The organism is Brevibacillus thermoruber 423 (assembly GCF_000454065.1).
GTDB classification, from domain to species: Bacteria; Bacillota; Bacilli; order Brevibacillales; family Brevibacillaceae; genus Brevibacillus; species Brevibacillus thermoruber.
On sequence record NZ_KE695653.1, the window covers coordinates 75,891 to 89,929 of the forward strand.

The window sequence follows — 14,039 nt, forward strand, 5'->3', positions numbered from 1 at the left end:
CTACGACAGCTATTCACAAACGACTACAGTCCTACGCGTCCCATTCCGTTAATAATCCTGTCCAAAACTTCATCCACACTGGTCATTGCACGTGCGGAAGCATTGTACGCTTGCTGGTATTTCACCAAATTCGACAGCTCTTCGTCGATGGAAACACCGGACACGGACTGTCTTTGGGAATCCACCATGCCGACCAGCGTCTCGGAGTTTTTCTGATTGCGGGCCGCTTCCTGCCCGTTGACACCCAGTTGACCGATGGTGTATCGATAGAAGTCATCCAGCGTCGTTGCTTCTTTAAAATCATTGGGCCCGGTACCTGGCGGAATCACTTTGAACTTGATTGCCGCAATCGCCAGAGCATTTTCATTGTTGCCCATCGAGCCTTTGCCACTTGCATCCGGCTTGGCAGCGGCTATGTTATCCAGACTCGCAAGAATCGCCGGGTTGATCGCGATTCGATTGGCTCCAGCAGGATCAGCGCTCCCCCCAGTAACTGCATCGACAAACAGCGGAATGGCCGAAGATGCGCTTCCGTTGCGGATGTCGGTTAACGTAAGCCCCGTTTTGTGGACATTATTGATCTCTTTCGTCAGGTTAATGGCCAAAAGATCGAGCTGCTTCAGGGTGTCAGGTATGATTTTGTCACGCGCTTCCACCAGCCCCGCCAAGCTTCCCTGCGTCGGAACGAACGCCGCCCCGCCCAGCGCAATATCGTAGAAGCCAGTCACCGCGTTTTTGGTCGCCGCCATCGGTACAGCCGTCCTGCCGGTTACCAAGTCCTTGCCTTCAATCTGTATGTTTACCATGCCGTTTTCAGCTTGGATCACTTTTACGTCGGTCAGCTTGGACAATTTGTCGATCAATACATCGCGCTGGTCGTACAAATCGTTGGGCGCATATCCATGCGGAACTACGTCACTGATCATTGTGTTCAAGTGGGCGATTTGACTGGCGAGAGAGTTGATTTCCTGTACTTTGACGCTTATCACGTTGTCAAAGTCACGTTGAATATCCAGCAAATGATTATAGGTATTGGCAAACGTTTCTGCTACCGCTATTGAACGTTCACGTACGACCGCCCGTGCGGATGGATCGGCCGCATCTTTGGACAGATCCTGCCACGCCTGCCACATCTGGTCCATGACCTTCTGCAGGCCGGTATCCGACGGTTCTTGCAAAATCGATTCGATCTTGTTCAGGGCGTCCAACTTCACTTCCCAGTACCCAAGCGTCTTGTTCTCTTTCCGATACTGGAGATCCAAAAAATCTTCGCGCAGACGTTGAATGTCGCTTGCCATAACCCCAGTCCCCAGCAGTCCTGCCTCTCTGTTCATGTGCATGCCTACATAGGGGATGCCGGGTGTGGCCACCATGTTTACCCGTTGACGAGTGTACCCTTCCGTATTGGCGTTGGCGATGTTGTGGCCGGTGGTATTCAATGCCGCCTGTTGGGCAAAAAGCCCGCGTTTGCTCACTTCCAGCCCGTGAAATGTAGAACGCATATAGACACCTCTTTACGCTTTTTTATTGAATAGCGTCCGGCTTGTGTGACGATATGTATCCGCCGCCGGATTTCCGTAGATATAGTCATCCTCCGGCGCATCCGTGATCAGGTTGAGCGTCATGTTGACAAAAGAAAGGGACTGTTCCAACAACTGCTGATTGAGCTCGTTGGCATCCCGCAGTTCAGAGACAATCCGCATCAGTTCGTCGCGGTACGTGGTCAGACGCATCTTCTCTTCCGCGCTGGTCGTCAGCTTGATCAGGTCGGAAATCGTGCCGTTGTCCCGGGTGAAACCCAGGGAAGCGAACAAGTGGGCCACCACGGCCTGGCGGGCCTCCTCGGCGCTGCCGACGGCCTTGATCAGTTTCTGTTCCTGCTTGGTGATGGCCACCAGTTCGTCCACGTTCCCCTTGATCAGCACGTCCTTTTTTTGTACGGCGAGCGTATACAGCGCCTTGTGCAGTTGGATCAAGTTGTCGAGCAGCTCGTAGAGTTCATGCCACTTCGTCATGAGGCCACCTCAGCTTTCCTCTCGAGGTTGTCGCGCTGCATCCCTTACAGCTTCCGCCAGAAGGACAGGATCTTGTCGGCGATCTTGTCGCTGGGAACGAGGTACGTCCCTTCCTCCACCTGCTTTTTTAAGCGCTGTATCTTTTCCCGGCGCGCGGGAGAGTCGGGGTCCTCCACCTGCTTCAGCATCTCCAGGGCTTCCGCCGAAATGTTCACTTCGTCCTTGCCCATGGACACCTTTCGCTCTTTGCCGACCGGCGTCTGACCCGTTTTGCTGTAGGCGTTTATCATTCCCGTGCGGTTCGGTTCCTGTATGCGCATCTGAAAAACCATCCTCTCAATCCAAACAGACATAAAAGACTGGGGAGCAGGATCGCTCCATATCCTCATCTGAACAACAAAACCGATGATACTTCTTAGTAGTATCATCGGCAAAATGTCGGCGATCGATTAGTTTTTTCCGCGAAAACTATTCGTCACGATTCGGCTTTCTTCGATAGGTAGCCTCCGCCAAGCGGATCCTCTTTTCTTCTTCCAGGCGCCGCTCAACGTCAAGATCCTGCACGATATCCCGCTGCAGATGCTTGGTGCAGTCGTCACAATACTGTCCGCTGCGAATCAAGGACCCGCATCTCTCGCACGGATATCCCATGTTGGGGTTGTTGGCGATGGAGATTCGTCTCTCTCTGATGAATCGGGTAATCTGTTTAACGGAAACCCCGGTTGCTTCACTGAGCTGATAGATCGTCGCCCCCCGGTTTTCCCGCTTCCGCAGATAGGAGGCGCACCGTTCATACTCTTTTTCGATCGTCTGATGACATGTGGGGCAAATATCGCGAACGACCTGCACAAACAGGGCACCGCAGCGCGAGCAGTTAGACAGTTTGCCCAGCGACATAAGCACAACTCCTTTTATCTCCCCGTTCTTGCTCTTGATGTTCTTCCCGCTGTACTTCCATCATAGCGTATTTTTTCCAAGATGGCTATCAAGAGAATCTGACAGAGTTGTGAGACGGCCGGCCGTTCTACCGAAAGACCGTCAGCGAATAGACGCGGCAGCCATGCCCCACCTGCCCCCTGATTGTCTCCGCGCACGCACGCAGCGTGGAACCGGTGGTGTAGATATCGTCCACGAGCAGGATGGCGTCGGGAGCCATGAGCCGACGCCCAAGAAATGCCGAGCCGATTCTCCGCCACCAGAGCAGCGTGCCCCCACGTTCACGGACATCTGATCCGCCGCCATCCCCAACGATATCCGGCTCGCGTTTACGACAGGATACAGGGCCCACCCACTCAAACGCTCCCCGCATGCTCTCCTGCCGCGCCGTACGCCCTCCCTGCCTGCTCAGTTTCGGGGTATGTCTCGTCCGCGCCAGCAGGGGGACAACCTCCACGCCGATGCGTTTGCCCAGGCCGCTCACCATCAGCTCCACCTGGTTGAAGCCGCGCTCCCGCAAACGGTTGTCATGGAGCGGAACAGCCGCTGCACACCGGAACCGGATTGATCCGTAGTAGCGGTAAAAGGCCAGCGCCAGCAAAGCGGCAAACAAGCCGGCCATGCGTTCGTCTCCTCTGTATTTGAAACGGCTGAGCATGTCTTTTCCCCACTCGTTGTAGACAAGCAGCCCCCGGTTGCCGGCCAACGGTTCATCCCTGACAGACGCGCAGTCCCCGCACTTCTGCCGATCCGACAGCAGGGAAGGCGTCCGTCCGCCCATATCCCGTCCGCACTGGATGCAAATCCGCTCTCCCAAGATCGGCAGGAGCCGAAGACAATCGGCACAGAGCCCCAGTCCGTCCAGCAGTCGGTAGACCGCCGGGTAGCGGGCGGAACGCGCTATGGTCAGAGACAAGCGCCGGACCGCCGCCTCCCGCTCCCGCGAGGCCACCCGGCCGCCACAGCTTACACACGGCTCCCGCAGCATGATGGCGCCTCCTTTTTCCGCAGCCGCTCCGCCAGCCGGTTCATCCTGCGAATCTGCCTGATGGCAGCGTAGGGTGCGGTGGAACGATGAGACTGGATAAACAGTACCGTTCCCTCCGGTGCGTCGGCGGAGCGGCCCACGCGTCCGGCAATCTGGACGAGGGAGGCCTCGTCAAAAACGGGGGCATCCGCCCCGACCACAATTACGTCGCTGCGCGGAATGGTAACGCCCCGCTCCAGAATGGTAGTGGTCACCATCACCGCATGACGCTTGTCCCGAAAGAGGCGCACCTTCTGCTCCCGCTCCGGATCGGCGGCATGGACGCCCGCCATCGCGTTTGCGTGATCCGGCAGGCGGGCCTGCAAATACTGCAGGACCCGGGGAACGTCCTCCACCCGCGGGACAAAGACGAACACCTGACGCCCGGCCGCGAGGGAAGCCTTGACGCCATCGAGAAGCGGCGGCACGGGACGCCCCTGCCGCATCCGCTTGTCCAGGGCAGCCACCGTGCACACCCTGGGCACCGGCAGAGGAAACCCGTGATACCGCCCCGGCAGCAGCACGTGGGTAGCGGAGTGGGCGGGGAACCGGAATGCGGATGGGACCAGCCGCTTCCGCAAATAGCGGGGCGGCGTGGCGCTCAGATACAGGGTTTTCCCACCGGGCTGAACGGCGCGGGAAACCGCCCGGTACAAGACAGGATTGTTGTGGTACGGAAACGCGTCAGCCTCATCCAGCACGACCAGGGGAAAGCGCTGATAGTACCGCATCACCTGGTGGGTGGTGGCGACGGTAATGTCGGCGTCCTCCCATTTCTCCCGGCTGGACCCGTGAACGGCGATCACGCGTGCCGCCGGGAAAACGCGCTGCAAACGGGGCGCCAACTCCAGCACCACGTCCTTGCGCGGCGTGGCGATCAACACCGGTCCGCCGTCCGCCAGCGTCTCCCGGATGGCTGGGAACAAGAGCTCGGTTTTCCCCGCTCCGCAGACCGCCCACATCAAAAACGCCGAAGGCCCCGGTTTGCTGGCCGCCACGAAGCGCCTGGCCCGTTCCGCCGCTGCCGCCTGCATCGGTGAATACCGCCCCTCCCACTGGAGAACGGCCGCCGCGCTGTCCTTGCGAAAGCGGGTGCGTTTGCCGGGAACGCAGAGATACGGCGTGCAGCATTTGCTTCTGCCCATGTCCAAACATGTCGTGCAGTATGCGCAGCCCTGCCCGCAGGTGTGGCAGAGCGTGAGCGCGATCCCCCGCTCGCTGCCGCAGCGGCCGCACCGCATCGCCAAACGGCGGCGCCACCAGTCCCATCTCACAAACAGCTCAATGCCCGGCCGCCACTCCGCTTTCCCGTCGAGAACCAGCCACTGCAGACATTCCCTGCGCAGACTTCCCGTCCAGCCGCGCCTGTGCAGAAAGCCGTCCAGCTCTTCCAGCAGCAAAGCGCGTCCCTGCAGCAGCAGATGCAGCCGCTCGCTGTCTGCGCGAAGATCGGGAAGGGCACCAGCGGGGAAAGGGGCTCCCGGACCGAACGGTGCCTCCCTCCCGGCATCGGCATCTTCCCCCTCATCAGCCTGTCGGCCATCCGCATCCCCCGCGTCTTCCCCGGCCCTCTCGAACAAAAACCACTCTCCCCTGAGCGGCTGCATGTCCCGCGCTTCCCGGCCGTACAAGGCGTTGGCTTCCCTGACGTGCTCCAGCGCCCATTCCCGCATGGCGGCAATATCCTCTTCCCCGACGTCCCGTCCCTGCAGCCGCGCGTTCAGCACTCCTCTCAGGTAAAAGGCCAGCGCCAGCGACGGGCTTTTGCCGATGACGTGGAGCCTGCAGCCGTCCCGCTCCCGCCAATACGTCTGATCCACCGCAAAACACGGCGTCACATACACGTGCGCCGCCTCGTCCCCCACTTTTACATAGAGCAGGTACTCTCGCACACTACCGCCTCCGTCCTCCTTGTCTCCACACGACCAGTGTGCACAAAGACAGCGGCTGCCCGCAAATATTTCGGGACAACCATCGTCCCGTGAAGCAGGACCACGGCAAAAGAAAAAAGCGCGCTACATCGCGCGCTCCCACTCGCCCGTACGGCGAAGGTCTATGGTCACGGCCGGGACGGCGGCCGCCTCTTCCCCGTCGTCGGCGCAGAGGTGGCCGGCCCGTTTCAACACAGCCATGATGCCACATGTATCATCAGTCGATCCGTAATCGACATACGAGATGCGTATGGGCGTGCCGCTCCAATACGAACGGACCTGCAGCCGCCGGACCGCGTATTCCACCACCTGCTCCGAGTTGCCGAGCAGCAGCCGGTAATGCACGCATGATTGGTCCGCGCGTTCCGCCATCCGGCTGATCCAGCGGTTTGCAAGCGTCACCATCAGAGAGGAGCAGCCATATGCCGCCAACAGCCACACCACCAACTCTTCCATCACGGTCATACCTCCTCCTGCAATCAAGGTATGCGGAATGGCTTGTTCATGGTGCAGCCGCCTTCTTGTTTTACAGTTTTACCCAGCCGTTTTTGATGGAAATGACCACGGCCTGCGTCCGGTCCTGAACGCTCAGTTTTTGCAAAATGCTGCTGACGTGGTTTTTGACCGTCTTCTCACTGATAAACAAAAACTCGCCGATGGCCCGGTTGCTCTTCCCTTCCGCCATCAACTGCAGCACCTCGCGCTCGCGGCGGGTCAGCGACTCGATCACCTTGGGATCGACCGGCTCCGAATCCTCTACCGCAAATGTCCGTTCCGCCGCTCCTTCCTGTTCGCTCAGGCGGCGAAACTCTTCAATCAGCTTGCCTGTTACTTTCGGATGGATATACGCGCCGCCTCCGGCCACCACGCGAACGGCTTCCACCAGATCGTTCGTCCCCATCTCTTTCAGCAGATAGCCGGACGCTCCGGAACGCAGCGTGCGGTACACGTAGCCTTCGTCGTCATGAATGGACAGGATGATCACACGGGTATCCGGGCTTACGGAAATGACGTGTTCCGCGGCGGAGACACCGTTGACATTGGGCATGTTAATGTCCATCAGGACCACATCCGGCTTGTGCTCCTCGGCGAGGCGATACGCCTCTTCCCCGTCGGAACCTTCGCCGATTACCCGAAAATCGCTTTCCATTTCCAAAATCCGCTTTACGCCCTCACGGAACAGTTGATGATCGTCCACTATGACAATCCGGATTTCTTGCTGCCTTTTCTCCATGTTCATCCTCCCTATGCACGATTTCGCACTCAAAATTTAACCGGTATTTGAAACATCACTTTCGTTCCTTCTCCAGGCGACGACTGCAGCTCCATCGTACCTTCGAGCAGCTGCGCCCGCTCCTTCATGCCCAACAGCCCAAAGGACCCTCCTTTGGCTGTGCGCTTGTCTACGTCAAAGCCGACCCCGTCATCTTTGACAACGAGAACCAGCGAATCCTCCAAAAACTCGAGTTTCACCTGGACCGTGCTGGCCCCCGCATGCTTTTCCACGTTGTTCAGGCACTCCTGTACCAGACGGAAGATGGCGGCTTTGACGGAGCTCTTGAGCGGCTGCTCCACGCCAAACACGACCAGGTCGACGGAGACGTGCGTTCGCTCCTCGTAGGTTTGAATGTATTTCTGCAGCGTGGGCACCAGCCCCAAATCGTCCAGCGCCATCGGCCGCAGGTCAAAAATGATCCGCCTAACATCGGCCAAGCTCATGCGGACCATCTCTTTCAATTCGTGCAGTTCCATCTGCGCTTCCAGGATGCGGTCGTTTTTCAGCATCTTCTCCACGATTTCCGAGCGCAGCACCACGTTGGCCATCGATTGGGCCGGACCGTCGTGAATTTCGCGCGCGACGCGCTTCCGTTCTTCCTCCTGGGCCTGAATGATCTTCAACCCCATCATCTGATGCTGCTTGGCCGTCTCCAGCGCTTCGTCGACCTTGCTCAAGTCGCCGGTCAGGTACCCGAGCACAACCCCCATCTGCGTGACCAGCTTTTCCGCCCGCTCGATCGTCTCCTCCAGATTGCGAAGCTGCCGCTCCAGATCATTGCGCCTGCGCTTCAGGTTGTTTTCCCGTTCCCGGAAAATGGACAGCTCCACCTGGATGCGGCTCGCTTCCTCGTACGCGATGCGGATGTCTTCTTCCGTATAGGTGTGGAAGTTGCGGCTCACCAGCACCAGCCGGTTGCGCGACTTGCGGTAGGCGAGCTCCAGCGCGTCCACCTTTTGTATCACTTTGGAAATTTCCTGTCGCAATTCATGCAATTCCAGCTTTAACGCATTGCCCTGCTGGCGTGCATGTTCCGAAATCTCAAAGATTTGCGCCTTGCTTGCCTCCACCGTTTCAATCGTTCGTTTAATCACTCCATCCAACATGCTGATGCTGATTGCCTGATTCATTCCTGCTCTCCTTCAAATCCGTTTTTCGCTTTCGTAAATAGCTGGTGGAGTTGGGCAGTATCCATCTCGCGCAAACCGACGTCAAAGCGCGGGATGGCCAGCGGATTGACGCCGGGTGTCACCACTCCCGGATTGGAGTTGAACACGTAACGGTAGCCGGCTTGTTGGGCTGTCTGCAGAACGATGTCATTGAAAAAGCCGAACGGCAAGGATATGGTATCCACCGGTCGGCCCACCAGATCGCTCAGGCCGACGCGGGACATGGTAAAGTCAACGTACAATCGGTTCCGGTATTCCTGCTCGTTTTCCAGGCGCTGCACATCCTCCATGTATACGGGAGCGGTCTTTGGCCCCCATTCTCCCCATTCGCTGCTGGCGGCCTGTTCATGCAGACTGTAAGTGTGTGAGCCGATATCCACCAGCCCGGAAACGAGCATTTCTTTTATCTGTTGGCGAGTCAACGGTGTCGTCATATTTTCTCGCTTGCGCTCCACGGTGTCCCGCAGCCGACCTGCTATGGCAAAATTGACGGATGGAAACTGGTACCGGCGCAGCACGGGAAACGCATGCGTGTAGTAACTCTCGTATCCATCGTCAAACGTAATCAGCACGGCGTTGTCGGTGGACAGCACGCCGGTGTCGACAAAACGCAAAAACTCCGACAGCGAAATCGGATGCAGGTCATTCTCGCGCAAAAACGCCATATGCCGGGCAAATTGGTCCGGGTCAATCACATAGCGTTGGTTCAATTGGTTCGACACATGGTGGTAGGTCAGCACCACCACCCGATTTCGATACCACTGCCTGGGTACGACGGCTTCGTCCTTTTCGGCCGTTCGTTCCCGCGCTGCAGCGGCTTCCTCCCCGCTTGTGCTTATAGACGTAGGAACCGGGGGAAAATGTTGCACTTTTGGCATGTTCTTATTTGGAAGATACACACCCCCGAGCAGTCCGGCAGTCACGACCAGACCGAACGACACCAGAATGACAAGGAAGAAGGGCCACCTTTTCGGCAACAAAATCCCTCCTTACAGCCTACATAGTGATTCGACACCGGTGAACGGATTCCTTTATGACTGGATTACCATTCCTATCCAAGAAAAAAAGCCTAGTGCGTGCACTAGGCTCTCCCTACTCGGTTGTTATTTCAACAGATTGGCAGCGTCCTGTTTCAGCGCTTCCGCCTTGTCTGTCTTCTCCCACGGCACATTCAGGTCGTTACGCCCAAAGTGACCGTATGCCGCGGTTTGCTTGTAGATCGGACGACGCAGGTCAAGCTGCTTGATGATCCCTGCCGGGCGCAGGTCGAAGTGCTTGCGGACGAGCTTCACCAGCTCCTCCTCGGCGATCTTGCCGGTGCCGAACGTATCCACGCTGATGGACACAGGCTGTGCCACACCGATGGCGTACGCTACCTGCACTTCGCACTTGTCCGCCAGGCCGGCCGCGACGATGTTCTTCGCCACGTAGCGCGCTGCGTATGCGCCGGAGCGGTCCACCTTTGTCGGGTCTTTGCCGGAGAACGCGCCGCCGCCGTGACGAGCGTAGCCGCCGTAAGTGTCCACGATGATTTTGCGTCCGGTCAAACCGGCGTCGCCCTGCGGACCGCCGATCACGAAACGGCCGGTCGGGTTGATGAAGTACTTGGTCTCGTCATCCAGCAGTTCAGCGGGAACGACCGGCTTGATGACGTGTTCCATCAGGTCTTTCTTGATTTGTTCCAGCGTCGCTTCCGGCGCGTGTTGGGTGGAGATGACAATGGTGTCGATGCGCACCGGCTTGTCGCCTTCGTATTCCACGGTCACCTGCGTTTTGCCGTCCGGACGCAGATAGCTGAGCGTGCCGTTTTTGCGCACTTCGGTCAGGCGGCGGGCCAGCTTGTGCGCCATGCTGATCGGCAGCGGCATCAGTTCAGGCGTTTCGTTGCAGGCAAACCCGAACATCAACCCTTGGTCGCCGGCGCCGATCGCTTCGATTTCCTCGTCGGTCATCTTGCCTTCGCGCGCTTCCAGGGCCTGGTCCACACCCAGGGCGATGTCGGCAGACTGCTCGCCGATCGCGGTGATGACGCCGCACGTGTCTGCGTCAAAGCCGAATTTGGCGCGGTCATAGCCGATTTCGCGGATCGTGTCGCGCACCAGCTTTTGAATGTCCACATAGGTGTTGGTGGTGATTTCACCCGCCACGAGCACGAGACCGGTGGTTACGGACGTTTCGCAAGCCACGCGGGCGTTCGGATCCTTTGCCAGGATCGCATCCAGAATGGCGTCGGAAATTTGGTCACAAATCTTATCCGGATGACCTTCGGTGACAGATTCAGAAGTGAACAGACGACGACCTTTTTGCAATGCCATGTGTACGACCTCCTTTGGACTCATACAAATAGTGTGGTAGCCGAAACAGGTTCTTATCAGACGAAGGCACATGCAAAAAAAAACCTTTTCCGTTTGAGGAAAAGGTGCTTGTTTTGATGCGTTCCTTACCTCTTATCGGCCAGAACAGATATCCGTTCTGCTGGTTAGCACCGCTCAAGTCGGTTGCCGGGCTTCATAGGGCCAGTCCCTCCGCCTGCTCTGGATAAGAGTATCCATTACGGATAATAGGATACTGGTTTTTCTCTTCGGTGTCAATATGCACTTAGCGGATTTCGTATTTGCCGCGCACCATGATGTAGGCCACGCCGCCGTAGTTCGGGTCCAGCCGCAATCCGCGGTTGTCGGAGCGGGCGATCAGGAGCAGGTGGTTGTGGGAAACCGGTGCACCGGCACGGAGATCCGCCCCCTCCGTAATGTCGGTCAGACCGTCTCCCTTGTCGCCGGCGACAGCCTGCACCTGTCCGGTGCGGACGATGAATTCCGTCCCTTCAAAGCCGTACAGCGTCTGGCCCGGATACAGCTCCACCACGGTCAATCCGCTGGTCCCGCTGCCGCCTCCACTGCCCAGCGCTCGTTGGATCTGCTGATCGACGTAGCTCTTCGTCACGACCGGGTCGTCTGCGGAACCCGGCACGCCGGCGCTTCCGCCGTCAGCCATCGCCTGGGAAGCAAAAATGGCCGTGCCGACTACCGCGGCTGCAAGCAATCCTTTTGTCGCTTTGTTCATCTCGATGTCCTCTCCTTTTCTGAAGATCACAATTGATAGACCCTGGCCAACAGGACGACCACCTCGGCCCGGGTCGCGCGTCCCTGCGGCTTGAAGAGATTCCCGTATCCCTTCAGCCAGCCTCTGGAGGTGAGCGCCTCAATGGCCGGAGACGCCCAGTGGCTGGTCGGTACGTCACGGTACGAAGACCTGCTGTGCTTGTACAAGAGCAGGTTCTGGGCGCGGGCTGCCATCTGGGCCATCTCCGCCCGGGAGATGGGCTGGTTCGGCTTGATCGTCCGGTTGGGGTACCCCTGCAAAATACCCAGTTGATAAGCCTTCAAGAGCGACTGGTACGCCCAATGGGAGCTGGACAGGTCGCCGAACGGATTGCGGCCCGTGTACGACCCCACCGGCAGCCCTTTGGCCCGCATGGCCTGGATCAGCATGGTGGCAAACTGTGCCCGCGTCACCTGCTGGTTGGGCTGGAACGTGGCGTTTTCAAAGCCCTTGACGACCCCTTTTCGAGTCAGCCGGGCGATGTCGGAGCGGGCCCAGTGAGTGGCGATGTCGCGGTAGCCGTCCACCAGCTTTTCCTTGTGCAGCGTGAGGCGGTAGGCGTCGTATTTGAACGAAACCGCGCTGCTCAATCGGATGTAGTACCTGCCGGGCTTGAGCTTCAATCCGATGACTTCCTTGCCCTGATCGGACAACTGGGCCACCTGGTCGGTAGCGGCCAGCGCATAATTGAACGTTTGGGACCCGTAGATCTCGATGCGCATCCCCCTGGACACGGGGACAAACGGCGCGCGAACGCTGACGTAGGATTCCGAATCGACGGTAAATTGGAACCAGTCCGAGTCGGTATGGGTCGGCAAGGTGCCCGTCATCAGCGTGCCGTTGGCCAGATGAGACGCCTGGCGATACGTATCGTTGGGTTCGTTGACGTCCTTGCGAACCGGCGTGTAGGTCAAATCCAGCCGGTATTCCCCGTTTACCTGATTGCGCCAGTACTCGCTGATCCGGATGTAGTACTTGCCCGGCGACACCTCTTTTTGTGCCCGCTCGGTCGGGTCGTCCCGGTCCCCGGTGTCGTACTCTTCCCATCCCTGCCCCTGTTTGCCGATGCGCATGTTCAGATCCATCCGCTTGGTGTCAGGGGTAACGGTAATGTTCAGCCGGCCATACTCGCGCACGTAGTAGGAAAACCAGTCCTGGTCGCCTTCTTCGTGAAAATTGCCGGTCACGCTGATCTGATTCCCGACCAGCGGACGCGCCGTATCCATGTTGTTGTTTCGTTCGTAGCGGTCCGGGTTGATCGCAAACGAGCTGGTCAGCACGTAGGTAAACGCGTTAACCCCGCCGCTTCGCTGCAGTTTGATCAGCATCCGTCCGGCCTTGGCCGGAACCGTCAGGGTATCGCCGTTGCCGATGTAATACGTGACCGGCGTGCGATTCTCCGAATAAAACGTGGCGGCCATGGGGGACGATATCGATGTGGTGACAGAACCTCTCAACGTCACTTTTCCGTCGTAGGGAATATCCATCTTGTACCAGTCGATCGTGTCGGACGGGTTGAGCCGGCCGCGAATCTGCGACTCGATGGGAAACGGACTGGCTTGTCCCATACTGTTGTTCGGCTCGTGAAAATCCGTCGAGGGATTGGTTCGGACGGCCCGATAGACATTGAGCAGGCCGTAGCCCGTTCGCCGGTCCCAGCCGCGCTCGCCGAGATCGGTGGCGGTCTGGTACAGGAGCTGCCGCACATCGAACGGCGACATGCCGGGATGGCGTGCCAGCACAAGCGCAGCGGCCCCGGCCACCTGGGGAGCGGCGGCCGATGTGCCGCTCAACGTGCCGTATTTGCCTCCGGGCTTGGTGGTGTACACGTTCATGCCGGGTGCCACCAGATTCAACTCCGGCCCCGAATTGGACTCGTACAGCGGTTCGTTGTTGCTTTTGACCGCCCCGACGGCGATGACGGTCGGATAAGCGGCCGGATAGGCGACCCGGTCGCTCTCGTTGCCGCTGGCCGCCACCAGCACCGCTCCGCTCGCTTCCGCCCGTTGGACCGCCTCCGTCAAGGCTTTGGAGTACGACATGCTGCTGACCGACATGAGGATCACCTTGGCCCCCCGATCCAGCGCCATGTGTATTCCCTTGGCCACCACGTCAATACTGTCCTGCTGGCCGTATTTGTCCAGCACCTTGATCGGCAGGATGCGGGCGTTCCACAGCACCCCGGACACCCCGATGCCGTTGTTTCCCCTGGCCGCGATGATGCCTGCCACCGCCGTGCCGTGTCCGTTTGCGCTGTCGTCATAGGGAGACTTGCCCGGATTCACCAGGTTGAACCCCGGCAGCACATTCCCTTTCAAATCGGGATGGTTGGCATCCACCCCTGTATCCAAGACGGCGATGATGATGGAATTGTTGCTGTTCACCGTTTTCCACGCCTGGTCCGCCTTGATCTGCTTCAGGTGGGTCTGGTTGTTTATGTACCGGTCCGATGTAATTCCGGCCGCTGCAGCGGCTCTGACGTTCGCGAAAGCGGCTGTCAGTCCGATGGCGACCACAAGCCCCAATATGATAACTCTCCTCATGAAAATGACAGTCCTTCCTCCCCTGTTTCCGCATGCCGGC

The 14,039-nt window shown here is 58.5% G+C and carries 13 protein-coding genes and 1 riboswitch; all 13 genes read right to left on the reverse strand.

From position 1 onward, the window contains the following. Window positions 1-23: 23 nt before the first annotated feature. The 13 genes from flgK to M516_RS0117750 all read right to left on the reverse strand — a co-directional run bounded on the left by flgK (window position 24) and on the right by M516_RS0117750 (window position 13,999). Window positions 24-1,502 (reverse strand): flagellar hook-associated protein FlgK, encoded by a 1,479-nt coding sequence (gene flgK, locus M516_RS0117690; protein ID WP_029100298.1) that lies wholly within the window; start codon window positions 1,500-1,502, stop codon window positions 24-26. A 12-nt stretch (window positions 1,503-1,514) separates the two neighbouring features. Next, window positions 1,515-2,015: a flagellar protein FlgN gene (locus M516_RS0117695; protein WP_029100299.1), complete on the reverse strand. Its 501-nt coding sequence runs from the start codon at window positions 2,013-2,015 to the stop codon at window positions 1,515-1,517. 44 nt (window positions 2,016-2,059) lie between these two features. Continuing rightward, on the reverse strand, window positions 2,060-2,335 hold the full coding sequence (gene flgM, locus M516_RS0117700) for a flagellar biosynthesis anti-sigma factor FlgM (protein WP_029100300.1): 276 nt from the start codon (window positions 2,333-2,335) through the stop codon (window positions 2,060-2,062). Window positions 2,336-2,483: 148 nt separating this feature from the next. Beyond that, window positions 2,484-2,912, reverse strand: coding sequence for a TIGR03826 family flagellar region protein (locus M516_RS0117705; RefSeq protein WP_029100301.1), 429 nt, complete (start codon window positions 2,910-2,912; stop codon window positions 2,484-2,486). Between the two features lie 127 nt (window positions 2,913-3,039). Beyond that, entirely contained in the window at window positions 3,040-3,939 is a 900-nt protein-coding gene (locus tag M516_RS25715) for a ComF family protein (protein WP_029100302.1), read from the reverse strand. Further along, window positions 3,918-5,870 carry an ATP-dependent helicase ComFA gene (locus tag M516_RS0117715; RefSeq protein WP_029100303.1) on the reverse strand — a complete coding sequence of 651 codons (1,953 nt, stop codon included), beginning with the start codon at window positions 5,868-5,870 and terminating at the stop codon, window positions 3,918-3,920. Before M516_RS0117715 ends, M516_RS25715 begins: the two co-directional genes overlap by 22 nt. Before the next feature lie 123 nt (window positions 5,871-5,993). Continuing rightward, window positions 5,994-6,365: a hypothetical protein gene (locus M516_RS0117720; protein WP_029100304.1), complete on the reverse strand. Its 372-nt coding sequence runs from the start codon at window positions 6,363-6,365 to the stop codon at window positions 5,994-5,996. A gap of 70 nt (window positions 6,366-6,435) precedes the next feature. Then, the gene (locus M516_RS0117725) at window positions 6,436-7,143 is read right to left on the reverse strand and encodes a response regulator (RefSeq protein ID WP_029100305.1); all 708 of its coding nucleotides are present in this window, start codon (window positions 7,141-7,143) and stop codon (window positions 6,436-6,438) included. A 29-nt stretch (window positions 7,144-7,172) separates the two neighbouring features. After that, entirely contained in the window at window positions 7,173-8,315 is a 1,143-nt protein-coding gene (locus M516_RS0117730) for a sensor histidine kinase (RefSeq protein WP_029100306.1), read from the reverse strand. Then, on the reverse strand, window positions 8,312-9,331 hold the full coding sequence (locus M516_RS0117735; protein ID WP_035290172.1) for a polysaccharide deacetylase family protein: 1,020 nt from the start codon (window positions 9,329-9,331) through the stop codon (window positions 8,312-8,314). Before M516_RS0117735 ends, M516_RS0117730 begins: the two co-directional genes overlap by 4 nt. A gap of 126 nt (window positions 9,332-9,457) precedes the next feature. Beyond that, a complete protein-coding gene (metK, locus tag M516_RS0117740; RefSeq protein ID WP_029100308.1) occupies window positions 9,458-10,669 on the reverse strand; it encodes a methionine adenosyltransferase in 1,212 nt (403 codons plus the stop codon). 129 nt (window positions 10,670-10,798) lie between these two features. Next, window positions 10,799-10,899: riboswitch (SAM riboswitch) on the reverse strand. Window positions 10,900-10,952: 53 nt separating this feature from the next. Continuing rightward, entirely contained in the window at window positions 10,953-11,417 is a 465-nt protein-coding gene (locus tag M516_RS0117745; protein WP_029100309.1) for a hypothetical protein, read from the reverse strand. A gap of 26 nt (window positions 11,418-11,443) precedes the next feature. Then, a complete protein-coding gene (locus M516_RS0117750; protein ID WP_029100310.1) occupies window positions 11,444-13,999 on the reverse strand; it encodes a S8 family peptidase in 2,556 nt (851 codons plus the stop codon). Between the last annotated feature and the right edge of the window lie 40 nt (window positions 14,000-14,039).